At 64.5% G+C, this 25,629-nt stretch carries 23 protein-coding genes; 7 read left to right on the forward strand and 16 right to left on the reverse strand.

Going from position 1 to position 25,629, the window contains the following annotated elements:
* Positions 1-87: 87 nt before the first annotated feature.
* Positions 88-1,161: a cytochrome bc1 complex Rieske iron-sulfur subunit gene (gene qcrA, locus AC5RUU_RS08560; RefSeq protein ID WP_493974774.1), complete on the forward strand. Its 1,074-nt coding sequence runs from the start codon at positions 88-90 to the stop codon at positions 1,159-1,161.
* Positions 1,139-2,809, forward strand: a complete 1,671-nt coding sequence (gene qcrB, locus AC5RUU_RS08565) for a cytochrome bc1 complex cytochrome b subunit (protein WP_493974775.1) — start codon at positions 1,139-1,141, stop codon at positions 2,807-2,809. The genes qcrA and qcrB overlap by 23 nt, the downstream gene beginning before the upstream one ends.
* Before the next feature lie 114 nt (positions 2,810-2,923).
* Here qcrB and AC5RUU_RS08570 read toward each other — a convergent pair whose 3' ends face one another.
* Positions 2,924-3,694: a GntR family transcriptional regulator gene (locus AC5RUU_RS08570; protein WP_493974776.1), complete on the reverse strand. Its 771-nt coding sequence runs from the start codon at positions 3,692-3,694 to the stop codon at positions 2,924-2,926.
* A 162-nt stretch (positions 3,695-3,856) separates the two neighbouring features.
* On the opposite strand from AC5RUU_RS08570, the gene AC5RUU_RS08575 reads away from it, so the two are divergent.
* On the forward strand, positions 3,857-4,150 hold the full coding sequence (locus AC5RUU_RS08575) for an HPr family phosphocarrier protein (RefSeq protein ID WP_493974777.1): 294 nt from the start codon (positions 3,857-3,859) through the stop codon (positions 4,148-4,150).
* Positions 4,151-4,256: 106 nt separating this feature from the next.
* Here the strand turns inward: AC5RUU_RS08575 and AC5RUU_RS08580 are convergent, their stop codons facing one another.
* From AC5RUU_RS08580 to AC5RUU_RS08600, 5 genes are all read right to left on the reverse strand, one after another.
* Positions 4,257-4,658, reverse strand: coding sequence for a cytochrome c oxidase subunit 4 (locus AC5RUU_RS08580; RefSeq protein ID WP_493974778.1), 402 nt, complete (start codon positions 4,656-4,658; stop codon positions 4,257-4,259).
* Positions 4,655-6,382, reverse strand: a complete 1,728-nt coding sequence (gene ctaD / locus AC5RUU_RS08585) for an aa3-type cytochrome oxidase subunit I (RefSeq protein WP_493974779.1) — start codon at positions 6,380-6,382, stop codon at positions 4,655-4,657. Before ctaD ends, AC5RUU_RS08580 begins: the two co-directional genes overlap by 4 nt.
* A gap of 10 nt (positions 6,383-6,392) precedes the next feature.
* Complete coding sequence (ctaC, locus tag AC5RUU_RS08590) at positions 6,393-7,265, reverse strand: aa3-type cytochrome oxidase subunit II (RefSeq protein ID WP_493974780.1); 873 nt, start codon at positions 7,263-7,265, stop codon at positions 6,393-6,395.
* A 187-nt stretch (positions 7,266-7,452) separates the two neighbouring features.
* Positions 7,453-7,839, reverse strand: coding sequence for a HesB/IscA family protein (locus AC5RUU_RS08595; protein ID WP_009359026.1), 387 nt, complete (start codon positions 7,837-7,839; stop codon positions 7,453-7,455).
* A gap of 162 nt (positions 7,840-8,001) precedes the next feature.
* The gene (locus tag AC5RUU_RS08600; protein WP_493974781.1) at positions 8,002-9,456 is read right to left on the reverse strand and encodes a dipeptidase; all 1,455 of its coding nucleotides are present in this window, start codon (positions 9,454-9,456) and stop codon (positions 8,002-8,004) included.
* Between the two features lie 92 nt (positions 9,457-9,548).
* On the opposite strand from AC5RUU_RS08600, the gene AC5RUU_RS08605 reads away from it, so the two are divergent.
* Complete coding sequence (locus AC5RUU_RS08605; protein WP_493974782.1) at positions 9,549-10,151, forward strand: DUF3043 domain-containing protein; 603 nt, start codon at positions 9,549-9,551, stop codon at positions 10,149-10,151.
* 83 nt (positions 10,152-10,234) lie between these two features.
* Here AC5RUU_RS08605 and AC5RUU_RS08610 read toward each other — a convergent pair whose 3' ends face one another.
* Complete coding sequence (locus AC5RUU_RS08610) at positions 10,235-11,302, reverse strand: quinone-dependent dihydroorotate dehydrogenase (protein WP_493974783.1); 1,068 nt, start codon at positions 11,300-11,302, stop codon at positions 10,235-10,237.
* Positions 11,303-11,378: 76 nt separating this feature from the next.
* Here AC5RUU_RS08610 and AC5RUU_RS08615 point away from each other — a divergent pair, with 76 nt between their 5' ends.
* Positions 11,379-12,362, forward strand: a complete 984-nt coding sequence (locus AC5RUU_RS08615; protein ID WP_493974784.1) for an alpha/beta hydrolase — start codon at positions 11,379-11,381, stop codon at positions 12,360-12,362.
* Positions 12,363-12,387: 25 nt separating this feature from the next.
* On the opposite strand, the gene AC5RUU_RS08620 is transcribed toward AC5RUU_RS08615, so the two are convergent.
* The 3 genes from AC5RUU_RS08620 to leuA form a co-directional block, all read right to left on the reverse strand.
* On the reverse strand, positions 12,388-13,239 hold the full coding sequence (locus AC5RUU_RS08620; protein WP_493974785.1) for an isoprenyl transferase: 852 nt from the start codon (positions 13,237-13,239) through the stop codon (positions 12,388-12,390).
* Positions 13,240-13,241: 2 nt separating this feature from the next.
* Entirely contained in the window at positions 13,242-13,994 is a 753-nt protein-coding gene (gene recO, locus AC5RUU_RS08625) for a DNA repair protein RecO (protein ID WP_493974786.1), read from the reverse strand.
* An 84-nt stretch (positions 13,995-14,078) separates the two neighbouring features.
* Positions 14,079-15,818, reverse strand: a complete 1,740-nt coding sequence (gene leuA / locus AC5RUU_RS08630; RefSeq protein WP_493974787.1) for a 2-isopropylmalate synthase — start codon at positions 15,816-15,818, stop codon at positions 14,079-14,081.
* 252 nt (positions 15,819-16,070) lie between these two features.
* On the opposite strand from leuA, the gene AC5RUU_RS08635 reads away from it, so the two are divergent.
* Positions 16,071-18,023: a M13 family metallopeptidase gene (locus tag AC5RUU_RS08635; protein WP_493974788.1), complete on the forward strand. Its 1,953-nt coding sequence runs from the start codon at positions 16,071-16,073 to the stop codon at positions 18,021-18,023.
* 80 nt (positions 18,024-18,103) lie between these two features.
* Here AC5RUU_RS08635 and AC5RUU_RS08640 read toward each other — a convergent pair whose 3' ends face one another.
* From AC5RUU_RS08640 to AC5RUU_RS08660, 5 genes are all read right to left on the reverse strand, one after another.
* A complete protein-coding gene (locus AC5RUU_RS08640) occupies positions 18,104-19,561 on the reverse strand; it encodes an LCP family protein (RefSeq protein ID WP_493974789.1) in 1,458 nt (485 codons plus the stop codon).
* Between the two features lie 221 nt (positions 19,562-19,782).
* Complete coding sequence (gene era, locus AC5RUU_RS08645) at positions 19,783-20,742, reverse strand: GTPase Era (RefSeq protein ID WP_493974790.1); 960 nt, start codon at positions 20,740-20,742, stop codon at positions 19,783-19,785.
* Complete coding sequence (locus AC5RUU_RS08650) at positions 20,726-22,057, reverse strand: hemolysin family protein (RefSeq protein ID WP_493974791.1); 1,332 nt, start codon at positions 22,055-22,057, stop codon at positions 20,726-20,728. Before AC5RUU_RS08650 ends, era begins: the two co-directional genes overlap by 17 nt.
* On the reverse strand, positions 22,054-22,527 hold the full coding sequence (ybeY, locus tag AC5RUU_RS08655; protein WP_493974792.1) for an rRNA maturation RNase YbeY: 474 nt from the start codon (positions 22,525-22,527) through the stop codon (positions 22,054-22,056). The genes AC5RUU_RS08650 and ybeY overlap by 4 nt, the downstream gene beginning before the upstream one ends.
* Entirely contained in the window at positions 22,524-23,609 is a 1,086-nt protein-coding gene (locus AC5RUU_RS08660) for a PhoH family protein (protein ID WP_493974793.1), read from the reverse strand. The genes ybeY and AC5RUU_RS08660 overlap by 4 nt, the downstream gene beginning before the upstream one ends.
* Positions 23,610-23,911: 302 nt before the next feature.
* On the opposite strand from AC5RUU_RS08660, the gene AC5RUU_RS08665 reads away from it, so the two are divergent.
* Positions 23,912-24,862, forward strand: a complete 951-nt coding sequence (locus AC5RUU_RS08665) for a GerMN domain-containing protein (protein WP_493974794.1) — start codon at positions 23,912-23,914, stop codon at positions 24,860-24,862.
* Here the strand turns inward: AC5RUU_RS08665 and AC5RUU_RS08670 are convergent.
* On the reverse strand, positions 24,849-25,628 hold the full coding sequence (locus AC5RUU_RS08670; protein WP_493974795.1) for a 16S rRNA (uracil(1498)-N(3))-methyltransferase: 780 nt from the start codon (positions 25,626-25,628) through the stop codon (positions 24,849-24,851). The two genes, AC5RUU_RS08665 and AC5RUU_RS08670, sit on opposite strands and share 14 nt — an antisense overlap.
* Position 25,629 lies beyond the last annotated feature (1 nt).

Consider the following 25,629-nt stretch of genomic DNA (forward strand, 5'->3'; position numbering starts at 1 on the left):
GCCCAAGAACCACTGCTGCACCGTCAGCAGATTGATATTAGAAACTAACCCGGCAACCGCCGGGACGAGAGAAGGATGAGGCGAATTATGGGCAACCATAGTGACGGCAGTCCGAACCACTCGGGCACCGTAGCTACGGCTGGTCAGAATGAGGTGGAGAAATTCCAGGATCCTGGACTTCCCCCGCACCGTTTGCGCCTGGCTGACACGGACCCGAAGGCCGCAAAGCGGGCAGAACGGCAGGTCGCCTTACTTTTTGGCATCTCTGTTGTTGGAACCCTGATCTTCCTGGTGGCGTACTTCGCCATCGATCTGGGTGGTGACGAGTCCACCATTGGCACCATCCGGCTCCAGAACATGCTGCTGGGCCTTGGTACCGCGTTCGCGATGCTTGGCATCGGCACCGGCATCGTGCACTGGGCCAAAGCCCTGATGCCCGATCACGAGGTCTCCGAGGAACGCCACGCAATCCGCTATGAAGAGGACCGCCGGGCGGCTGTCCGCATCGTCGATGACATCGTCGAAGAGACGGGCATCAAGCGCCGCCCGCTGATCCGCAACACGCTCCTGGGTGCCGTTGCACTGGCTCCGCTTCCTGCCGTTGCCATTTTCGGCGACCTGGGTCCGCGTCCGGACAACAAGTTGGCGCACACCATGTGGGCACCGCAGGACGGCAAGCTCAAGCGCCTTGCCCGCGACCCCGATGGCACCCCCATCAAGGCCGCGGACGTCACCATCGGTTCGGCGTTCCACGTTATTCCCGAAGGCCTGAACGAACTCCACGAGGGCAAGCTCAATGAGAAGGCCAAGGCCGTTGTTTTGCTCATGCGTCTGGACCCTGCCTCGCTGAACCCTTCCGAGGGACGCGAGGACTGGGGCTACAACGGCATCGTTGCTTACTCCAAGATTTGCACCCACGTCGGTTGCCCTGTTGCTCTGTATGAGCAGCAGACGCACCACCTGCTGTGCCCATGCCACCAGTCCACCTTCGACCTCACGCAGGAGTGCAAGGTGATCTTCGGCCCCGCCAGCCGGCCTCTCCCCCAGCTGCCCATCGCAGTTGACGACGAGGGCTACCTGGTCGCTACCAGCGACTTCAAAGAACCCGTAGGACCAAGTTACTGGGAGCGTGATATGCATGAGCGCAGCATCAACAGCTGAGCCCGCTTTCGTCGCCAAAACAAAGACCGGCCGGTTTACCGACTTCGTCGATTCACGTGTGGGCGGCTCCGGAATCCTCCGGGAGTTCGGCCGCAAGGTCTTCCCGGACCACTGGTCCTTCATGTTCGGCGAAGTGGCTCTTTACTCCTTCGTCATCCTGCTGCTCTCGGGCACCTTCCTGACGTTCTTCTTCGATCCGTCCATGGCGGAGACGCACTACGAGGGTTCCTACGTACCCCTCAAGGGCGTAGAGATGTCCGTGGCCTACAGCTCTTCGCTGAACATCTCCTTTGATATCCGCGGCGGCCTCTTCATGCGTCAGGTGCACCACTGGGCTGCCCTGCTGTTCGTAGCTTCCATCGCCGTGCACATGTTGAGGGTCTTCTTCACCGGAGCCTTCCGCAAACCCCGGGAAATGAACTGGGTTGTGGGTGGCGTGCTCCTCATCCTGGCCATGGCAGCCGGCTTCACGGGCTACTCCCTTCCAGATGACCTGCTGTCCGGCAACGGCCTGCGCATCATCGACGGCGTGATCAAGTCGATCCCGGTCATCGGCACCTACATCTCGTTCTTCCTTTTTGGCGGCGAGTTCCCGGGCACGGCAATCATCGGCCGGCTGTACATGCTGCACATCCTGCTGGTGCCCGCCCTGATCCTGCTGATGATCGTCCTGCACCTGTTCATGGTGGTCATCCACAAGCACACCCAGTACCCCGGCCCGGGCCGCAACGACAACAACGTTGTCGGCTACCCGCTCGGTCCGGTCTACGCTGCGAAGGCCGGTGGCTTCTTCTTCATCGTCTTCGGTGTCCTGGCCCTCATGGCAGGCTTCTTCACCATCAACCCGATCTGGAACTACGGTCCGTACGACCCCTCCCCCGTGTCTGCCGGTACCCAGCCTGACTGGTACATCGGATTTGTCGACGGTGCCCTGCGCCTGATGCCGGGTACATTGGGCGACTGGCAGGTGGAGCAGGACTGGTTCGGCTACGTCTTCAGCTTCAACGTCCTCCTGCCGGCACTCGTACCAGCGGGCATCCTGTTCACCGTGATGTTCATGTACCCCTGGATAGAACGGTGGATCACCAAGGACGACCGTGAGCACCACGTGCTTGACCGTCCCCGCAACGCCCCCACCCGCACCGCTATCGGCATGGCCGGCTTTGTTTGGTACTGCGTGATGTGGGCAGCGGCAGGATCCGACCTCATCGCAACGCACTTCGCTGTCTCGCTGAACGACGTCACGTACTGGCTGCGCGCACTGTTCATCATCGGACCTGTTATCGCCTTCATCGTCACCAAGCGCGTGGCCCTGGCTCTCCAGCGCAAGGACCGTGAGATTGCACTGCACGGCCGGGAGACAGGCCGCATCGTACGTCTCCCCCACGGTGAGTTCATCGAGGTCCACGCGCCCCTTGATGAGTACAAGCGCTACAAGCTGGTGGGCTTCGAGTCACCGGAAGTCATCCCGGCCATTCCAAACGAGCACGGTGTGGTGACCCGCAAGGAGAAGCGCCGCGCATTGCTCTCCAAGTGGTTCTTCGAGGACCGCGTTGCCCCCGCAACGCCTGCCGAGCTTGAAGCAGCCCATGGCCACGGCCATGCAGCGGTTGAAGCTCCCGAGGCAGCCAAGAGCCTTTCGCACTAGGCTCAAGGTCACAGAAGAGGCCCGGTCCTGAAGGACCGGGCCTCTTCTGTCTTCCAACCCAACGAATGCCCACACGCGGACGGCCGCCGGCAAAGCCGGGAAAAGCTTGCCGCCCTAGTGGTTGCGTGCCCGCCGCGCACCAGGCCGCTGCAGAGGCACCCAGAGCTTGTACCGGTCCGCCCGGTAATACGACACGGAGTAGTCCACCATAGCCCTCGCCACGAACGCGTGCCGCTGGATCTTCAGCAGGGGGGAACCCACCTCAACGTTGAGGAGCCGGGCCGTGGAAGGTGACGCGGCGGTTGCCTCGATCATGTCCTCGCCCCACTCCATCACCAGCCCGAACTGCTCGCTGAGGACGTTGTACAGCGACGTAGGTGGTTCGCCGTCCAGCAGCCCGGGAACCCGGTGGGCAGGAATGAAGTTCTCATCAACGCTCATCGGCTCACCGTCCGCGAGGAGCAGCCGGCGGAAGCGGACCAGCGGGGTCCCCTCGTCCAGCTGCAGCTCGCGTGCCAGGAACGCACTCGCCCCGATCTGTTCGAAACTCAGCACCTTGGCTGCAGGGACCATGCCACGGCGCTGCATCTCCTCGCTGTAGGACGTCAGCTTCACCTGCAGGTCCAGTTTGGGCCGGCGGACAAAGGTGCCAAGCCCCACGACGCGCTCAATGACTTCCTCGCCAACCAGCGCGTCGATCGCCTGGCGGACTGTCATCCTGGCAAGTCCGAACCGCTCTGCAAGGTCGCGCTCGGAAGGAAGCGCGCTTCCGGGAGGGCACGACTCGGCGATGTAGGCCCGCAGGATTTCGCGGAGCTGGATGTAGATGGACGTACCGCTGGTGCGGTCGATCTCGCCCTTGATGCCGTTTGCACCGGCCGCCATGGTTCACTCCCCTGCCGTTGTTTCCCTTTCTATGGTACGGGCAGGTCTAGACCACCGCGCCCACCTCTGATGCCGTTTGGGCGCCGAATATGGCAGGCCGATATATTGGGAAGGAAAATTTCTTACCCGACGGATGGGGCCGTCACGACGAAGGAGTCCCCCTTGCCAACACACAAGGCCGTGGTCACGGCCTCTGTCGGACTGCATGCGCGTCCCGCTGCGGTCTTTGTCCGGGCTGTCACCGATACAGGTTTTCCCGTGACTATCGCAAAAGCCGGTATCAGCAGCGTGGACGCCCGCTCACTGCTTCAGGTGATGGCGGCAGACTTCCACCACGGCTGCGAGGTGGAACTGGGCATCACCGAGAGCGCCTTGAATGGACCTGAGAGCCACGAGAAGGCCAGGGATATCCTCCAGGGTCTCGCTGAACTTCTGGAGTCCCAGGGCGCCGCCTGACGGAACCGTATCGGCTCCGTTTCCGGGCCGTCCCGGCAGTGAACACGAAAAACGACGTCGGGCCCCACCTTAGGTGGGGCCCGACGTCGTTATATAAGCTTTGCGCCTAGTGGGCGTGGTCGCCGCGGCTGTACTCGTAGACCCAGCCGATGAGGGCTACGACGGCGAGGCCGGCTGCGATGTACACGATCCACCAGCCGACGGCGAGGCCGAGGAAGCCGCCCGCGCAGGCAAGGCCGAGAACCAGCGGCCACCAGCTCCAAGGGCTAAAGTGCCCCTGCTCGCCGGCTCCTTCGTGGATTTCAGCATCGCTGCGGTCCTCCGGGCGCAGGCCCACGCGCTTGCCTGTGAACCCAAGGTACCCGCCGATCATGCCGGCGAGCCCGCCAACCAGGAGGATGCCCAGGATGCCGACCCATTCACCCCAGTTGGTCAGGAAGCCGTACACCAGGGCTACCGGGACGAAGAAGAAAACTCCGGCGCCAAAAATCCAGGATTCGATTTTCACTGTGCGGTGTCCTTCTGGTCGGCGTTACCCAGCGCATGGGCTGCAGGAGCGGGGGACTCTACGGTGTGGACCTGGCGGAGTTCCGGGTGGTGCAGGTCCAGGGCGGGACGCTCGGAGCGGATCCGGGGCAGCGACGTGAAGTTGTGGCGCGGCGGCGGGCAGGAAGTAGCCCACTCGAGCGAGGCGCCGAAGCCCCACGGATCGTCAACCTGAACCTTCTCCGCGTTCCGCCACGTGATGTACACGTTCCAGAAGAACGGGATGAGCGAAGCACCAAGGACGAAGGATGCCACGGTGGAGAACTGGTTCATCCAGGTGAAGTTGTCCTCCACCAGGTAATCGGCGTAGCGGCGGGGCATGCCTTCAACACCTAGCCAGTGCTGGATGAGGAAGGTGCCGTGGAAGCCGAGGAAGAGGAGCCAGAAGTGGATCTTGCCCAGACGCTCGTTCAGCATCTTGCCTGTCCACTTGGGCCACCAGAAGTAGAACCCGGCGAACATCGCGAACACCACGGTGCCGAACACAACGTAGTGGAAGTGCGCCACCACGAAGTAGGAGTCCGAGACATGGAAGTCCAGCGGCGGGGAGGCCAGGATGATTCCGGTCAGGCCGCCGAAAAGGAACGTGACAAGGAAGCCGACGCTCCACAGCATGGGCGTTTCGAACGTCAGCGAGCCGCGCCACATGGTGCCGATCCAGTTGAAGAACTTCACCCCGGTAGGCACTGCGATGAGCATGGTCATGAAGGCGAAGAACGGAAGCAGGACCGAACCGGTGACGTACATGTGGTGTGCCCACACGGTAACGGACAGCGCCGCGATGGCGATGGTTGCGTAGACAAGGCCCTTGTAACCGAAGATCGGCTTCCGGCTGAAGACCGGGAAGATTTCGGACACGATGCCGAAGAACGGCAGGGCGATGATGTACACCTCGGGGTGGCCGAAGAACCAGAACAGGTGCTGCCACAGGACGGCGCCGCCGTTTTCCGGGTCGAAGATGTGCGCCCCGAAACGGCGGTCAGCGCCCAGGGCGAACAGGGCTGCTGCCAGCGGCGGGAAGGCCATAAGGACCAGGATGGCCGTCACCAGGGTGTTCCAGGTGAAGATCGGCATCCGCCACATGGTCATGCCCGGAGCGCGCATGCAGATGATGGTGGTGATGAAGTTGACCGCACCCAGGATGGTGCCGAAGCCGGAGAGCGCCAGGCCGAAGACCCAGAGGTCACCACCGATGCCGGGGCTGAAGGTGGTGTTGGACAGCGGCGCGTAAGCGAACCAGCCGAAGGAGGCAGCACCCTGCGGGGTGATGAAACCCGAAACAGCGATGGTAGAGCCGAACAGGAAGAACCAGAAAGCCAGCGCGTTCAGGCGGGGGAACGCCACGTCCGGGGCGCCGATCTGCAGCGGCATGATCACGTTCGCGAACCCGGCAAACAGCGGGGTTGCGAACATCAGCAGCATCACGGTGCCGTGCATGGTGAACAGCTGGTTGTACTGCTCCTTGGTCTGCAGGATCTGCATGCCCGGCTCGAAGAGCTCGGCACGGATCAGCAGCGCCATCACGCCACCAAGGCAGAAGAAAACGAAGGACGCGATCAGGTACATGTACCCGATGGTCTTGTGGTCGGTGGAGGTGATCCAGTTGACGACGATGCGCCCCTTGGACTTTGGAACCACGGGAGCCGGCAGGACTCCGGTGGGTGCGGATTGAGTGTACGTAGCCACGTCGCTCCCCTTACTTAATTTCGTTCAGGTTCGGGTTGCGGTCGTACTCCACACCGAGGAGGCCTGTGTTGCCCGCTGCCTTCAGGTCGTCCATGTGGGACTGGAATTCGGCCTCGGACACCACCTTTACGCGGAACAGCATTTCGGAGTGGTACTCGCCGCAAAGTTCGGCGCACTTGCCGTCGTAGGTGCCCTCTTTAGTGGGGGTAAACCGGATGTAGTTGGTCTTGCCCGGGATCATGTCCCGCTTCTGCAGGAAGGCGGGAACCCAGAATGAGTGGATGACGTCGCGTGCGTTGAGCTCCAGGTCGACGGACTTGTTGACCGGCAGGTACAGGGTGGGAAGCTGTTCCTTGTCGATGGTGTTTCCAGTCAGGTGCGCCTGGACGCCGGCCTCGTGAACGTCCTCTTCGATGACGTCACCGGCCTTGTAGTTGAAGTCCCATGCCCACTGCTTGCCACGGACGTCAACAACGACGTCGGCCGGCTGGGAGCGGTCATCGATGGCCTGCTGGTCGCGGTCGGTGAAGTAGAAGAACACCAGGACCATGAACAGCGGAATGGTGAGGTAAAAGACTTCCAGGGGAAGGTTGAAGCTGGTCTGCCGCGGGAACCCGACGGTGCCCTTGCGGCGGCGGTATGCCACGATGCACCAGACGATCAGGCCCCAGGTAATGATGCCCACGACCAGGGCGGCAATCCATGAGTTGACCCAGAGGTCCATGATGCGGTCGGTGTTGCTGGTGGTGCCACGTTCAGTGGGCAGCCACCCCTTCTCTACCTCTGGCGAACATCCGGTCAAAACCAACGCGCCGGCAATAGCCAAGCCAGTGATCGTTGTGATCGTTTTGCGTCGGCTGCCGGTTCGGTTCTGCGAACTCACAGACGGCCCTTCCTACTTGTTGCTGTTGTCCGGGCACCCATCGGTGCCCCGGGCACACTAAAAGTTTTACTACTCGGTGTAGAGCTTACCGCTCCGCCGGGCGTTTCGCCCACATGTCGGCGCCGTGCCCCCAGGCCAATGTTCGTGGCATGGGGGCACGGCGCCGGCACCGGGCGAAAGAACCGGCTTAGTGGAAGGAATCTCCACAGGCGCAGGAGCCGCCCGCATTGGGGTTGTCGATGGTGAAGCCCTGCTTGGATATGGTGTCCTCGAAGTCGATGCTGGCACCGCTGAGGTACGGGACGCTCATCTTGTCCACAACAACCTCGACGCCGTCGAAGTCGCGGACGGCGTCACCGTCAAGGAGGCGCTCGTCAAAGTAGAGCTGGTAGATCAGTCCGGAGCAGCCGCCGGGCTGCACAGCAACCCGAAGGCGCAGATCCGTGCGGCCCTCCTGCTCGAGAAGACTGCGCACCTTGCCGGCGGCGACGTCTGTCAGGTTGACCTCGTGCACCGGCAGCTCGCCGGCAGCGCTGGTGGTTTCGGTGCTGTTCTCATTGGTTGCGGTGCTCATTGGCCTACCTTCTTAGGACGGGTCCTGGCGGCTCCGCCTTGGCGGTGCCAGCCCCTACGGATTGGGGTATGGGCTATAGCTACATGCTACGCGGGACAGCCGTGTAGCTCTAACTTCTGACGTAACCACGCAGGGCCTCCCGTTGTTCCCCGCGTGCCTGGTTCAGGCGCGCGGACCGCTCCATCCGCTGTTCAGCCGGGCCAGCATCAGGGCTTCGGCCAGGATGGCCTTCCGGAAGTCACCAAGGTGCAGGGACTCGTTGGCACTGTGGGCGCGTGAGTCGGGATCCTCCACCCCGGTGACAAGGATCTGCACATCCGGATAAAGCTCCATCAGATCCGCGATGAAGGGAATGGAGCCGCCGATGCCGGTTTCGACGGCGGGAACGCCCCAGGCTTCCCCAAGCGCCCACATGGCCACCTTCGCGGCCGCGGTCGAGGTATCGGTCTGGAACGGGTTGCCGCTTTCCCCCGGCGTGAAGATAACCCTTGCGCCGAACGGTGCGTTGGCCTGTACATGCCGGCGCACGGCCTCCATGGCGTCCGCGGGCACCTGCCCGGGGGCCAGCCGCAGGCTGAACTTGGCCCGCGCCCGGGGCAGCAGAGTGTTCGAGGCGACGTCGACGGCCGGGGCGTCGAATCCGATGATCGACAACGCCGGCTTCGTCCAGAGGCGGGAAGCGATGCTGCCGGACCCGGCGAGCCGGACGCCGTCGAGCACGGACGCATCGGCGCGGTAGTCGGCTTCGGGCAGGTCCACGGTGGTCTGGTCCGTCGACACGAGGCCTTCGATGGCCACATTGCCTTCGGCATCGTGGAGCGTCGCAATCAGGCGGGAAAGCAGGGTCGGCGCATCCAGCACAGGACCGCCATACATGCCCGAGTGGACCGCATGCTCGAGCACCTGGACCTCGATGGTGCCGTCCACGAGTCCGCGCAGGCTTGTGGTGAGGGCGGGAACGCCGACCTTCCAGTTGCTGGAATCCGCGACCACGATGACGTCGGCACGGAGTAACTCCCGGTTGGCTTCGAGGAACGGCCGGAATGTAGGCGAGCCGGCTTCCTCCTCCCCCTCGAAGAAAAACGTCACTCCGAGTCCCAGCGCATCACCGAGGACCTCGGACACCGCAGCGTAGGCTGCCACGTGCGCCATGATGCCTGCTTTGTCATCCGCTGCGCCCCGGCCGTACAAACGCCCGTCCTTCTCCACTGCGATGAAGGGTTTTGTGTTCCAGAGCGCTATGTCTCCGGCCGGCTGGACGTCGTGGTGCGCGTAGAGCAGGATGGTCGGCTTGCCTTCTGCTGCAGGACGGCGGGCGACGACGGCGGGTCCCCCCGGAGTGCCGTCCGGCTTGTGACATGCCAGCACCTGCACCCCGTCCAGGCCGGCGCCGCGGAGCAGGTCTGCAACTGCTTCCGCGCTCTGCTGCAGCGGCGCCCGCTCGAAGCTGGGCCAGGCAATGCCCGGAATGGCAACGAGTTCCTTGAGCCTGGCCAGGGTGTGGTCGAAGGTGCGGTCAACGGAGGCGCGGAGATCCTCCGTCCACTCGCGTCCGGCAGGGTCCGGGGTTACGGGACCGCCGGAGTCGTAGGGGGCGGCCGAAGGTGATGAAGTCATGGCCCACACATTACCGCCGTCACATCCACCCGCCCGGCTGGCCGTATCGGAAACGGACAGTCCGCACCGGCCGGCAAGGGTATTCTGTTTTGGTGTTCGGACGTAAAAAGGAAGCGCCTTCGGCGCAGGAAACAGTAGACCAGCAGGCGGCAGACGCGGCGGCACGGGCAAACGGGGTTGTTGGGAAGGGTGCACCCACGCCTAGCCGCAAGGCCCAGGAGGCGGCGCGCAAGCGGCCGCTGGTACCCGAGGACCGTAAGGCGTCCAAGGCTGCCGAGCGCCAGGCAATCCAGGACCAGCGACAGAAGATGCGCCAGGCGCTGGACACCGGCGACGAGAAGTTCCTGCCCCTGCGGGACAAGGGTCCCCAGAAACGCTTTGCACGGGATTACGTGGACGCACGGTTCAGCCTGGGCGAGTACCTGATGTTCGGCGCACTGGTTTTTGTCCTGGTGTCGCTGATGGTACCGGCGTCCAGCGACCTGATGATCTACGTCTTGGGTGGATTCTGGGTCATGTTCCTGGCGGTCTTCGTCGACGTTTTCATCCTGTCCCGTAAGCTCCGGAAGCGGCTCACCGAAAAGTTCGGCGAGGTGGAGCGCGGCACCGTCTGGTACGGCTCCATGCGCTCCCTGCAGTTCCGCAAGCTGCGGCTGCCCAAGCCGCAGGTCAAGCGCGGCCAGTACCCGGCCTGATCCGGACCGGCGCACTCTGCTGCGACGGCCAACAGCAAACCCCGGCGGGACCACCCGCCGGGGTTTGCTGTTAACAGCGTGCCTTACCGGCGGCTTTTCGCCAGTTCACGGTTGATCCGGGCAGCCCAGAAAGGTCCTTCATAGAGGAAAGCTGTGTAGCCCTGGACCAGGGTTGCCCCGGCATCGAGCCTGTCCTGGACATCCCGTGCCGTTTCCACGCCGCCGACAGCCACCAGGGTCAGGGAGTCTCCCGTTGCGTCCTTGAGGCGCCGCAGCACTTCCAGGGACCGCTGCTTGAGCGGTGCGCCGGAGAGCCCGCCGGGACCGCACTTTTCCACCTGGTCCGCGGGGGATGACAGCCCGGTCCGCGCAATGGTGGTGTTGGTGGCGATGATGCCGTCGAGTTTGAGGTCCAGCGCAAGGCGGGCGACGTCGTCGATATCCTCGTCACTGAGGTCCGGCGCGATCTTGACCAGCAGGGGCACATGGCGCCCCGCGGCACGGTCCGCCTCCTCCCCTACCGCGGTAAGCAGCGGCCGAAGGGTTTCCACATCCTGGAGCAGGCGCAGCCCGGGAGTATTTGGGGAGCTGACGTTCACCACCAGGTAATCGGCAGCGGGGGCCAGACTGCGGGCGCCGACCAGGTAGTCGTCCACGGCGTCTTCGAGCTCCACCACTTTGGTCTTGCCGATGTTGACGCCGATGACGGGACGCACGGCTGAGTGCCTGCGCTGCAGGGCAGCGCGGGCGGCCTTAAGCCGGGGGGCGACGGCGGAGGCGCCGTCGTTGTTGAATCCCATCCGGTTGATGACGGCACGGTCCTGCACGAGGCGGAAGAGCCGCGGCTTTTCGTTGCCCGGCTGGGCCTGGCCGGTAATGGTCCCCACTTCCACGTGGCCGAAGCCCAGTTCGGAGAGGGCCTCAATGCCGTGCCCTTCCTTGTCGAAGCCCGCGGCCAGGCCGAAGGGTGAGGGGAACGTTATACCGAAGGCGGCGGTCTGCAGGGACGGCGCAGGTGCGGTCAGCTTCTGCAGGATTTTGCCGGCGCCGGAAGCATGCGCGAGCCGGATGCCCTTGAATCCGATCTTGTGGGCGCGCTCGGCGTCCATCCATGAAAAGGCCAGCCTGAAGAAAGTGGGGTAAACGCGCATGGTCCCAGTCTTCCGCCTCGTGCGGCCAGGACCAAAAATGGCGCCGGCAGAATCATCAGCGGATTAGCATGAAGCCATGGGCTGGCAGCAGGACATCCTGGGTGAGGAGTTCGAATCGCTTGCCTTCAGCGCTGCCGGTGACGACGGCGTGGAGCGGACTGCGACGCTGGTCCGGTTCCGTCCGGGCAAGGGCAGGAGGAGTCCCGGTAAACCAGGCCGCGCCATCCTATTCCTGCATGGCTGGAGCGATTACTTCTTCAATGTCGACCTGGCGGGCTTCTGGTCATCGGCGGGTTATGACTTCTACGCGCTGGACATGCATAACCATGGCCGGAGCCTGCGACCTGAATTTCCCGGCGGGTACGTTTCAGACCTGGCCGACTATGACGCCGAAATACAAGAGGCCTGCCGGCTTATCGGTTTGGAAAGCGGCCCTGGCCCCTTGACCCTGATGGGCCATTCCACGGGCGGGCTGGTGGCCGTGCTTTGGGCAAGCCGGCACCCGGGGGCCGTGTCACAGCTGGTCCTGAACAGCCCTTGGCTGGAAATGCATGGCAGCAGCCTGGTGCGCCGTGCTGCCTCCGGAATGGTGGGACCGGTGGCCCGGTTCCGCCCCGAGGCTGTACTGCGGTTGCCGGAGCGCGGCTTTTACTGGCGCACCATCAGCAGCGCTGCTGACGGGGAATGGCCTGTGGATGAAAAGTACCGCCCGCCGATGGCGTTTCCGGTGAGGGCAGGGTGGCTCAGCGCCGTGCTGGCAGGCCACGCCCGGGTGGCCCGCGGACTGAACATAGAGGCCCCCGTCCTGGTCCTGCTGTCCCGCGGAAGCGCGAACGGACTGTTCTGGTCTGAGGAAATGCGCCGGACGGATGCCGTTCTTGATGTCAACGTCATCGCGGCCCGCGCCCTTACCCTGGGCCGCACCGTGACAGTGGAACGCATCGAGGGCGCCCTGCATGACGTGTTCCTTTCGCCCGCCGCGGTGCGCAGCGACGCATACGCCAGGCTGGCCCGCTGGCTAAAGGCTTACGGTGGCGACTGGGACCCGGGGCCCACGTGAGGCATTCGCTGCCTGCCGGCGCCTGCTAGGACGTTCCAGGTTCCCCGCTTGCCGCAGCACCCGGTCTTGCGGCGTCAACCGCACCACCGTAGCGGCGGTCCCGCCGCGCGTACTCTTCGACGGCGGTCCACAGGGTGCGCCGGTCGACGTCGGGCCACAGTGTGTCCATGAACACGAACTCTGCGTAGGCGGACTGCCAAAGCAGGAAGTTGGACAGCCGCTGTTCCCCCGAGCTGCGAAGGAAGAGGTCCACGTCGGGAAGGTCCGGCTCGTCCAGGTACTTCTGGATGGTCCGCTCCGTGATCGCGCCCGGCCTGAGCCTCCCCGCAGCGACGTCGGCTGCTATGGCGGAGACGGCATCGGTGATCTCAGCCCGGCCACCGTAATTAACACACATGGTCAAAGTGCACGTGCTGTTGGCTGCGGTGAATTCCTCGGCATCCTCAAGTTCCCTGATGACGGAACCCCATAGTTTCGGCCGCCGGCCGGACCAGCGGACCCGCACCCCCCACTCGTCCAGCTGGTTCCGCTGCCGGCGCAGCACATCTTTGTTAAATCCCATGAGGAACCGGACTTCCTCGGGCGACCGCCGCCAGTTCTCAGTGGAAAAAGCGTAGACGCTGACGTATTCGATGCCCAGTTCGATGGCGCCCGCCATGACATCCAGCAGCGCCGGTTCGCCGGCCTTGTGCCCTTCGATCCGTGGCAGCCCGCGCTGGTTCGCCCAGCGGCCGTTGCCGTCCATGACGATGGCTACGTGGCGGGGTATGAACTCCTTGGGAATGGAGGGCGCAACAGCACCGGAGGGATGCGGGTACGGGGCAACCACAGGGCGGGTGCGCTTTCGGGATGCGTTGTTCTTCTTGCCCAGGGCCACTATCAGCTACGCTCCACATGCTTGAGGGATTTGAGGACTCGTTCGAGGTGCCATTGCAGGTAGGCGGCCACCAGGCCGGCCGCCTCTTTCCGGTGCACCGGCAAGGATGCGTCCGCCGTGGCCCAGTCACCGGTCAGCAGGGCTGCCAACAGGACGACGGTCTCCGGTGCCGGCGCCGGCGAGCCGGGAGGCCGGCAACTGGTGCAGACCATCCCGCCGAGCGGAGCCGCGAAAGCGGTATGGGGACCGGGCAGTCCGCAGCGGGCGCAGTCGGTGAAACTGGGTGCCCAGCCGCCGGTGGCAAGGGCCCGCAACAGGTAGGAATCCAGGATGAGGCCGGCGGCGTGCTCATCCCGGCTCAGGGCGGCTAAGGCTCCCACCAGCAGGTTGTACTGCGCAGTGCCGGACTCCCCGTCCACGTCTGTCAGCTTCTCGGCGGTCTCCGTCATGGCTGCGGCAACCGTGTACCGGCCATAATCGGCCGCGATGCTCCCGCCGTACGCTCCCTTGGCCACAGCCTGGGTGACGATGTCCAGGCTCCGTCCGGAGATCAGCTGGAGATCCGCCACCATGAAGGGTTCAAGCCTCGCCCCGAAGCGGCTGCTGGTGCGCCGCACGCCCTTGGCGACGGCACGGACCTGCCCATGGTGCTTGGTCAGGAGCGTGATGATGCGGTCGGCCTCGCCCAGCTTATGCGTGCGGAGCACCACGGCATCATCCCGGTACGCGCGGGAGGCGAAAGAGTGTTGGGCCACGCTTTATCTTCCCACCATCTCCGGGCGCTGCCTTGCCGGACGCAGCTGTGCCGCCGGAAGACCCGGCGGCACAGCTGGCGGGCGTCAGGCCTGCGCGTCCCGGATTGCCCGGTTCACGGCGGAGATGACAGCCTTCAGGGCGGACATGCTGGTGTTGGCATCGATGCCAACGCCCCACAGGACCCGCTCCCCCACAGCGCATTCGACGTAGGCGGCGGCCATCGCGTTGCCGCCTTCAGAGAGTGCATGCTCGCTGTAGTCGAGTACCCGGACGTCCACGCCGTCCTCACGCAGGATGCTGAGCAGCGCGGCGATGGGGCCGTTGCCGGTCCCCGTCCGGTCTAGCTGCACACCGTCAACCGTGAGTGAGGCGTGAAGCGTCATGCCGCCGTCGTCATCCGTTTCGGTCTTGACGGCGCCCAGGGAATAGCGGCCCCACTGCCCGTCACTACTGCCCGAGGGCAGGTACTCATCCTGGAAGGCCTGCCACAGCTGTGCGCCGCTGACCTCGCCGCCCACGGTGTCCGTGCGCCGCTGGATAACGCCGGAAAATTCGATCTGGGCACGGCGCGGCAGGTCCAGGCTGTGTTCGTTCTTGAGCAGGTAGGCCACGCCGCCCTTGCCGGACTGCGAGTTCACCCGGATCACGGCCTCGTAGCTGCGGCCGAGGTCCTTCGGGTCCACGGGCAGGTACGGGACCTGCCAGGTGAAGTCGGCAACGTCCTTGCCTGCGGCGGCGGCGTCGCGTTCCAGGGCCTCGAAGCCCTTTTTGATGGCGTCCTGGTGCGACCCGGAGAATGCGGTGAACACGAGGTCGCCGCCGTACGGCGAACGCTCGGGGACCGGCAGCTGGTTGCAGTACTCAACGGTGCGACGGATGTCATCGATGTTGGAGAAGTTAATCATGGGGTCGATGCCCTGCACGAAGAGGTTCAGGCCCAGGGTGACCAGGTCGACGTTGCCGGTCCGCTCGCCGTTGCCGAAGAGGCAGCCCTCGATCCGGTCAGCGCCTGCCATATAGCCCAGCTCCGCGGCGGCCACGCCCGTGCCGCGGTCATTGTGCGGGTGCAGTGACAGGATGATGCCTTCGCGGGGGTGGAGGTGCCGGCTCATCCACTCGATGGAATCGGCGTAAACGTTGGGGGTGGCCATTTCCACGGTGGCGGGCAGGTTGATGATGACCTGCCGGTCCGCTGACGCCTCGAAGACGTTGGCCACGGCGTTGCACACCCGGACGGCGTACTCCAGTTCCGTTCCGGTGAAGGATTCCGGGGAGTATTCGTAGGTGACGTGGGTGTCAACGAGGGTTTCCTCGTACTTTTTGCACAGCCGCGCGCCCTGCAGCGCGATGTCCAGGATCCCGTCCTCGTCCTGGTTGAAGACCACGCGGCGCTGCAGGACCGAGGTGGAGTTGTAGAGGTGGACGATGGCCTGCTTGGCGCCGACCAGGGACTCGTACGTCCGCTCGATCAGGTGTTCGCGGGCCTGCGTCAGTACCTGGATGGTGACGTCATCCGGGATGTGGTTGCCTTCGATCAACTGGCGGACGAAGTCGAAGTCGGTCTGGGACGCGGACGGGAAACCGACCTCGATCTCCTTGTAGCCCATGCGGACCAGCAGGTCGAACATTTTCATCTTGCGGGCGGGGCTCATGGGGTCGATCAGGGCCTGGTTGCCGTCCCGCAGGTCCACTGCGCACCAGCGGGGCGCCTTGGTGATGACCTTGTCCGGCCAGGTGCGGTCCGGCAGCTCGACTTTGATCTGGTCCTGGAACGGCGTGTACCGGTGGGCAGGCATTCCGGAGGGCTTTTGTGCGTTTCGCATTACGTGGGGCCTTTTCTGGAGATCTTCATTGAAAGGGTGGCCGGGCAACACAAACTCCGCAGCGAGGGATGGCCTTGCGCTAGATCGCGTCTGGGGCCTCACCGCGGCAGCTAAGGAGAAGGAGCTCTGCACGCACATTCTGAGCGTAGCACGCGTGCGTAAGATGAAAGGGCACTACCGTCCGTAAAGTCCACCATGCAGACCTCTCCGGCGCTGAACCCCCGGTCAGGGCCCTGCAGCAAAGGAGTTTCAGTGCCCATTTCGGGGATCGACCTGTCCACCATTGATCACACGGTCCGGCCACAGGATGACTTGTACCAGCACGTAAACGGCGCATGGCTGAAGGCTACGGAAATTCCCGATGACCGCCCGCTCGAGGGCACATTCACCGCCTTGCGGGACGGTTCCGAGATCGCCGTCCGCGACATCATCGAAGAGGCAGCGGCCAAGGCTGATTCAGCCAGCGGGATCGAGCGGAAAATCGGCGGCCTCTACAACAGCTTCATGGATGAGGCAGCCGTGGAAGGCAAGGGCATGGAGCCCATCCGCCAACGCCTCGCGGACGTCTTCTCCACCACCTCGGCCACGGACCTCGTTGCGCTGGCAGGCCGGCTGTTCCGAGCCGACGTGGGCGGCCTCTTCTACATCTACCCGGCTCCCGATGCCGGAAATCCGGACCGGGTCCTGCTGTATACGGGCCAGGGGGGCCTGGGGCTTCCCGACGAGTCATACTACCGGGAAGAGAAGTTCGCGCCGATCGTTTCCGCGTACACGGCGCATGTGCGCACCATGTTCGAACTGGCGGACGTGGCGGACGCGGAAGCCGCCGCGGGACGCGTGGTGGAGCTGGAGAGGAAGCTGGCCTCCCACCACTGGGACAACGTCACGCTGCGCGATCCGCAAAAGACCTACAACCTGAAGAGCGCCGAGGAAGCGTCTGCCCTGTTCCCGCACCTGTCCACCTGGTTTGAAGCGGCCGGAGTTGACGGGGACAAGCGGCAGGAAATCGTAGTGAGCACCCCGCCCTTCTTCGAAGGTGCGGCCGGCCTGCTCGATTCCGAGCCGTTGAATGCCTGGCAGGAATGGCTGGCCATGCGGGTGATCAGTGCAGCCGCGCCCTACCTGGCGTCGTCTTTCGTGGATGCCAATTTCGCGTTCTACGGGACGACCATCAGCGGCACGCCCCGGAACAAGGACCGCTGGAAGCGCGGGGTGGGTGTGGTAGAGGCCGCCCTGGGCGAAGCAGTCGGCCAGATCTACGTCGCCCGGCACTTCCCGCAAACGCACAAGGCACGGATGCAGACGCTGGTGTCCAACCTTATCGAGGCCTACCGCCGCAGCATCACGGAAGTGGGCTGGATGGGTGAGGCCACCAAGGCCGAAGCCCTCCGGAAGCTCGAAGGCTTCCGGGCCAAGATCGGCTTCCCCGAGGAATGGATTGACTACTCAGCCGTGGAGATTGATCCGTCGGACCTGCTCGGCAACGTGGAACGGGCGCACAACGCCGACGTCGACCGCCACCTCGATGAGGTTGGCAAGCCGGTGGACCGGAACAAGTGGCTGATGACCCCGCAAACTGTCAACGCCTACTACCACCCGATGATGAACGAGATCGTCTTCCCGGCGGCAATCCTGCAGCCCCCGTTCTTCACCGCCGACGCCGACGATGCCGTGAACTACGGCGGCATCGGTGCGGTCATCGGCCACGAGATCGGCCATGGCTTTGACGACCAGGGTTCGCAGTTCGACGGCGGCGGCGCGCTGCGGAACTGGTGGACGGAAGAAGACCGGCAGGCCTTTGAACAGCTCACGGCCAAGCTCGTGGCCCAGTACGACGCGCTGTCCCCGTCGGCCGCTCCCGGGCACCACGTTAACGGACGGCTCACGCTGGGTGAAAACATCGGAGACCTGGCGGGCCTGGCCATCGCCTACAAGGCGTACCTGATCAGTTTGGACGGCAAGGAGCCGGAGGTCCTGGACGGGCTCACCGGGCCACAGCGCTTCTTTGCTTCATGGGCGGCGGGCTGGCGCCAGGTGATCCGGCAGGAAGAGGCCGTCCGCAGGCTGGCAACGGACCCCCACTCCCCGAACGAGTTCCGCACGAATGCCATCGCAAAAAACCTGGACGCCTTCCACGAGGCTTTCGACGTCACCGAACAGGACGGCATGTGGATGCCGCCCGGGGAACGCGTCAGCATCTGGTAGGAACCGGGCACCCGGCATCAGCGAAAGCGGGGCCCGCCACCTGTTGAGGTGGCGGGCCCCGCTTTCGATTGGGCGGACTGCTATTCCTGCACGATCAGGTATGGGTTGGCCTGCTGGCAGACGGTGTCGCCCGCTGTCTGGTTCACGATGTCTTCGGGCAGCGCGGCCCCTGCCCCTGCCCCGTATGTGGTACCCGACGTGAAGTCCGTGCCCAGGTAGACCTGGACGCCTGAAACACCGGGGGCCGGAACCAGTTGCCCGGCCGGGATGCCGAGCAGCGCAGCGACCTCGGCGGCAACGTCGGCGAAGTCCGAACCATAGTAGACCACCGATTGCTGCACTGCCGCACTCTCGAACTGGGCAGCCTGTGCGAATCCGCCGGAGATCAAGGCCTGCACGATCTCCTGGGCCCGGCCGGGGATACCCGTGCCGTTTGCCACGGTTACGGGCTGCAGCGCTTTGTCATAGGGAGGCGGTGCCGGAACCGTCTCGGTTGGTGCCGCCGACGGCGGTGCTGTTTCGCCGGGCGCCGGCGTGGTGGGCGCGGTGGGATCCGTCAGGTCGATGTCCTTGCGCAGGGCAGCGAAGAGCTGGGAGCCCGCCGGCTCGGCAATCTGGAGCCTGTTCGGGTCGAGGTCAGCCGGGGTGGTGGGAACGGCAACGAACGCCACCTTGCTGATGTCAATGTCCTTGAGCCGGTTGCCGATGGTGAGCAGCGTGGGAACCGAGGCCAGGCCCTCATCGACTGTCAGGTTCTGGGTGACGACGTCGGCGATCTTCAGCATCTTGCCGGGATCGGACAAGGTGCCGTCGTCCTTGATCTTCCGCGTCAACGAGGAGAGGAAGCCCTGCTGCGCCTTGATCCGGCCCAGGTCGCCGCCGTCGGCAAAGGCATGGCGGGTGCGCAGGAAGGCAAGTGCCTGCTCCCCCTGCACCATCGAGGTGCCGGCGGGCAGCCGCAGCCGGGAGTCAGGGTCGTAGACTGCGTCGCTGATGCAGACTTCCACTCCTCCCACCGCGTTGGACAACTCCTTCACGGCATTGAAATCGGCCATCATGAAGTGGTCCACTTCCATGCCGGTGAGCTTGTTGACCGTGTCCACGGCGCAGCCGATGCCGGCTTCCGTCATGGCCTCGTTGATCATGACGCCGCTGCGGGCCGGGTACTCCCTGCCGGTTTCCTCGTCCCTGCACTCGGGTATGTCCACCAGCAGGTCACGGGGGAAGCTGACGACGCTGACACGTTTGTTGTCCTCCGAGATGTCCATCAGCATCATGACGTCCGACTTGCCATGGCCCGCCGAAAGGTCTGCCTCACCGTACTCGGCGTTCTTGCCGTCGCGGGTGTCGGAGCCGAGGATCAGGATCTGCATCCTGCCCGTTGCGTCGCTGACCGTCTCGCTATTGCCTCCGCCGGCGTTCAGCGGGGCCTTGGAGATGTTGCCCTGCAGGCGCAGGAACCAGAACCCGGCAAAGGCCAGCCCGCCGACGATGGCCAGGGACAGGACAGCGGTGACGGCTTTGAGCCAGATGGGCATGCCCCGGACGGGGCCAAGATGCCGTGCCGCCCCTACGGCGCTATCGTGGGCATGCCGGGATACCGGTCCTGTTCCGGCTGGCAAGTCAGCTTCGTTGTCGCGTATATCGCGGCCTCGACCCACGTGATGAACCTTCCTCTAAATTCAAAATCCGGTCCATTTTAGTGGTCCAGTCTGGGAAAATCCCGGGCGGCACTTCGGCGGCGCCGAGCAATGGCGGGTCAGAACCCCAGTTTGACGAGCTGTTTCGGGTCCCGCTGCCAGTCCTTGGCAACCTTGACGTGCAGGTCAAGGTAGATGCGCGTGCCCAGAAGGGCCTCGATCCCCTTGCGCGCGTTGGTACCCACTTCGCGAAGCCTGCTGCCGCCTTTGCCGATGATGATGGCCTTCTGCGAGGGACGCTCCACATACAGATTCACGCGCACGTCCAGGAGCTGCTTGTCGTCGGGGCGGTCCTCCCGCGGAACGATTTCCTCGACCACTACGGCCAGGGAGTGCGGCAACTCGTCCCTGACGCCTTCAAGCGCTGCCTCCCGGATGAGTTCTGCCACCATCACAGCTTCCGGCTCGTCCGTCAGCTCGCCATCGGGATACAGCGGAGGCGACGGCGGCATGTGGCTGATGAGGACATCCGCGACTGTTTCCACCTGGAAGCCGTCTGTGGCGGAGACCGGCACGATGTCCTTCCAGCCGTCCTCCCCCATCACCTCGCGGCCGAGCTCGGCCACGGCCAGCAGCTGTTCGGTCAGGGCCTGGCGGTCCACCAGGTCCGCCTTGGTGACGATGGCGATGACGGGTTTGCGCCCTACGGCCGCCAGCTGGGCAGCGATGAATTTGTCTCCCGGGCCGATCTTTTCGTTGGCCGGCAGGCAGAACCCGATGGCGTCAACCTCTGCGAGCGTGTCCGCCACGAGGTCGTTCAGGCGCTTGCCCAGGAGGGTTCGGGGACGATGCAGCCCAGGGGTGTCCACCAGGATCAGCTGGGCGTCCTCCCGGTGTACTATGCCGCGGATGGTGTGGCGGGTGGTCTGCGGCTTTGCCGACGTGATGGCCACCTTTTTCCCCACGAGGGCATTCGTCAGCGTGGACTTGCCTGCGTTGGGGCGGCCCACCAGGACCGAAAACCCTGCATGGAAGCCGCCGAAGTCTTCCGCCGCTGCTGCCTTATTTTTCTTGTTCACGTGGAACTCCCTGCTGGGTTGTTTCCGCCTCTTCGAGGAGGTCTTCAAGGTCAGTGTCTACTCTTGGAACCGCCGCCGCAATAATGTGGCTGACGCGGTTCCGCCGGCCCTCAAGCCGGTCGGCCCGCAGCGAGACTCCGTGGACCTCAACGTGGCTGCCCACGATCGGAACCCGGCCAAGTGCTTTTGCGAGAAGGCCGCCCACGGTGTCAACTTCGTCGTCGTCAAGCTCCAAGTCGAAGAGCTCACCCAGGTCATCGATGCTCATCCTTGCGCTGACGCGGTAGGAGCCGTCGCCAAGCTCCACGGCTTCGGCGCTTTCGGTGTCGTACTCATCCACGATCTCACCCACGATTTCCTCGATCAGGTCCTCCAGGGTGACCAGGCCGGCTGTGCCGCCGTATTCGTCGATAACGATGGCAACGTGGGTGGACTCCTTCTGCAGCTCGCGCAGCAGGTCGCTCACCGGCTTGGACTCGGGCACGTACCTGACCTCGCGGGCCAATGAATCCACCAGCGGCGGTTCCGCGTCCGGGGCGAGTCCATGGACGACGGCGGCCACATCCTTGAGATAGATGATGCCAAGGATATGGTCGGTGTCCTCTCCGATCACCGGGATCCGTGAGTAGCCGGAACGAAGGAACAAGGACATGGCCTGGTGGAGGCTTGAGCCGGATTCGATGCTGACGATGTCTGTCCTGGGCACCATCACGGCGCGGACCAGGGTGTCACCGAAGTCGAAAACCGACTGGATCATCTCGGCCTCGGTGTCCTCGATCATGTCGGATTCGCTGGCACGTTCCACCAGTTCACGGAATTCCTGCTCACTGAAAAATGCTTCGTCACCGCCGGGGGCGCCGGGCGCCGCCGAACTTCCCAGCGCGACCAGCCAGCCCGGAATCGGACCCAGGATCCATGTCAGGAACCGGATGGTCGGGGCCGTGAACCGGACCACCGCAGCGGAATGCAGCCGGCCCAGCTGCCGGGGCGAGACGCCCACAATGACGAATCCCACCAGCGCCATGATGCCCGTGGCTGCCAGGCCGGCGAGCCACACGTTGTCCAGCAGGCTGTAAAGCAGGACGGCGACGGCCACGGCGGAAGCCATCTCGAACCAGATGCGCCAAAACCTCAGCGCACGGATGTGCGCCACAGGCTGGGCGAGGATCCGGCGCATCGCGGTGCCGCGGCTCTTGAGGAGCGCCTCCTCCGCGTCGTGGCGCGGAAGGAAGTTGAAAGCCGCCTCCGCCGCTGTCAGCACCGCCGCGATGCCCAGGAAGAGCAGGGCCATCGCGACCAGGAGCAACGGGGTCACTGGGTGGTCTCGGCGGGTGCTTCTTTGCCGGTGAAGCCGGACAGGAGTTCCCGCTGGAGCCCGAACATCTCGGCCTTTTCCTCGGGTTCGGCATGGTCGTAGCCCAGCAGGTGCAGGATGCCGTGGGTGGTCAGCAGCAGCATTTCATCCTGGAGTTCGTGGCCCGCGTTCCGGGCCTGCACCTTCGCCACCTGCGGGCAGATGGCGATGTCCCCCAGCATCCCCTGCGGCGTGGGCCGGTCGGGCGTTCCGGGGGTGAGCTCATCCATGGGCACGGACAGGACATCGGTGGAACCGGGCTCGTCCATCAGCTCGATATGCAGCTTCTCCATGGCTGGCTCATCAACCAGCAGGATGGACAGCTCCGCCTGGGGGTGGATGTACAGCTGTTCAAAGATGTACCGGGACAATGCAACGAGTTCCGCTTCGTCCACCTGGACGCCTGACTCGTTGTTGACCTCGATGCTCAAGCGCGTTCCCCCCGTTTTTCCTTTACTGCTGAATGTTTGGCGCGCGCCCGCTGGGCGTCGTCCCAGATGCTGTAGGCATTGACGATATCGCCCACCAAGCGGTGCCGGACGACGTCGGCGGCGTCCAGGACGGAGAAGTTAACGCCCTCGATGCCCAGCAGGATCTCCTCCACGATGCGCAGCCCGGACCGGGTGCCGAACGGGAGGTCAACCTGGGTGATGTCGCCGGTGACCACCATTTTGGAGCCGAAGCCCAGGCGCGTCAGGAACATCTTCATCTGCTCAGGCGTGGTGTTCTGCGCCTCGTCGAGAATGATGAATGCGTCGTTGAGGGTGCGGCCGCGCATGTAGGCAAGGGGCGCCACTTCGATGGTTCCGGCGGCCATGAGCCGCGGAATGGACTCAGGGTCCATCATGTCGTGGAGCGCGTCGTAGAGCGGACGCAGGTAGGGGTCGATTTTGTCGCTCAGGGTGCCGGGCAGGAAGCCCAGGCGTTCCCCGGCCTCGACGGCCGGACGGGTCAGGATGATGCGGGTGACCTCTTTTTGCTGCAGTGCCTGCACCGCTTTGGCCATGGCCAGGTACGTCTTTCCCGTTCCGGCAGGCCCGATGCCGAAGATCACCGTGTTGTCGTCTATGGCGTCAACGTAGTTCTTCTGGTTCAGGGTTTTCGGGCGGATGGTTTTCCCGCGGCTGGACAGGATGTCATGCGTCAGCACGTCCACCGGGTTCTGCAGCGACTGGGTGCGCAGCAGGGCCACCAGCTGCTGGAGCACTGTGGGACTGATGACAGTGCCGCGGGCCACAAGTCCGCGGACTTCATGGAGCAGCCGCATGATCCGGGGCACGTCATGGGTGGGTCCGCTGATGGAGAGCTCGTTGCCGCGGACGTGGAAGTTCACATGCGGAAACTGTTCCTCGATGTACCGCAAAGCCTCGTCATGGCTGCCCAGCGACTGGACCATCTGATCGGAGTTCTCGAAAAGTACCACCTCAGTCCGGATGCCCGGGAGGGTATGGGGAAATTCCCCGGGGCTGTCCTCTCCGGCGGGCCGGCGCTTTCCGTTCGCTGATTCAGTCATAGTGATGGCCCGCAGGCCTGTGGTCCCCTCAAGGTCGGTTCGTTTTCGTCTTTCCATATTACGCCAGCAGGCCGGGACGCCGGATACCGGAAAGCACCGCGGATGGGGGGAAGAATGACCAGGTCCCGTCATTAGATATCAACTTCATATCGGCCTTATATCGTTCCCGTCTCAGTTGGACACCGGGACGGGGTGGCGGCCGGCAGGCCCTGGGGGGTGTGCCATGCTGGAAATCCAGCTGCAGCTGGAAAACCAGGCCGCCCGGGGATCGGCGTTCCATGCCAGGAAAGGACAGGACGACAGTGCCGGAAACCGCTGCGCCCGCGAGGTACGGCCGTGCCGTGGGCCGCGTGCGCGGACTACTGCTGGCCGGCGTTCTGGCAGCAGTACCCGTGATGACCGGCTGCATAGCGGAGGCCGGGCCGTCGCCCACCGGCACGCTTCCCAATCCCATCGCCACTGGCACGCCGCAGGCCCCGTCCACCAGCGCGCCGCTGGAAACCACCCAGTCGTCGAACAAGGCTCCGGTGTACTGGATCGGCCGCAGCGAGAGCGACGTTTTCCTCTACCGCGAATTCCGCGATGTTCCGGAGCAGGAAAACCCGGTGACACGCGCCCTGCGGTCCATGATGTCGGATAAGCCCCTTGACCCGGATTTCTTCACGCCCTGGCAAAACCCCAGCCAGCTCGCCACGTCAATTTCCGGCAAGGACGTTATTACCGTGGACGTCTCCGAGGACGCTTTCAACAGCAACCTCGACGCGGAGATGGCTGCCCGTGCCATCCAGCAGCTCGTTTACACGGCAACTGCCGCCGCTGCCAGCTCCGGCCTGATCGATTCGGGGCAGCAGATCCGGGTGCGCATCCTCGTCGACGGGCACACGGACTACGTGGCCTTCGACCATGTCCAGCTGGGTGCGCTGATGACCCGAACCACCGGGCTGGTGGCGCCTGTATGGATTATCGATCCGCAGGAAAACGTGGAAGTGCCCGGCGGGAGCGTCAAGATCACCGGACGAAGCACCACAGCCGGCGGGAAGCTCCGCTGGCAGATCCTGCGGTCCGGAAACGACGGAACCAAGGAGCCCTTCCTCACCGGGGAAACCACTGCGTCGGCCGAACAGGGCCACGCCGGGGTCTTCACCCTGGCGCTGACCCTGCCGGCCGGCGACTACGAGTTGCGGGTGGCACAGGCCGGAACCGGGGGTGGGCCCGACCAGTACGGGGACACCCGGGCCTTCAAGGTGCGGTAGCCGTCCAGCGTCCCAGGATATCGCTGGCAAGCACGACGGCGGCGGGGCCGGCGGTGGACGACCGCAGGACATGGTGCCCCAGCAGTGCAGTCACGGCGCCCTTGTCGCAAAGCCTGGTGACTTCGCGGGGACTGATACCGCCCTCCGGCCCCACGATCAGGAGCACCTCCCGGGGGTCCGCTCCCCCGGCACCGGCCCACGCCTCAAGCACACTGCGGAGGGGGCGGACGGCGTCCTCGTGCAGGATAACGGCAAGGTCCGCGGCTTCGACGGCTATTGCGAGGGCGGCAGTGTCGACGGCGGGGCGGACCTCCGGCACCCATGCCCGCCGGGCCTGCTTGGCGGCTGCGGTAACCACCGACTGCCATTTGGCATGCGCTTTGACAGCCCGATCGCCTTTCCAGCGCACGATTGATCGCTCGGACTGCCACGGAATGACGGCGTCTATCCCGAGCTCAGTGGCTGTCTCGATGGCCAGTTCATCCCGGTCGCCCTTTGCCAGGGCCTGGACGAGTACCAGCCGGACATCGGGCCGGGATTCGACGGCCATGGACGAACACTCCACCTCCAGGGCGGACGCGGAAGCCTCAACGACGCGCCCGGTCATTCTGGTGCCGGTGCCATCGACAATGTCCACGGGTTCACCCGGTTCCAGGCGTTTTACGGCCACCGCATGCCTGGCCTCAGGCCCCTCGAGGAGGAACTTACCGCCAGGCTGCATCCCGTCAAGGGATCCTGCGGGAGTGAAGAAGACGGGGTTGCTCACC

Source organism: Arthrobacter sp. K4-10C, assembly GCF_059090085.1.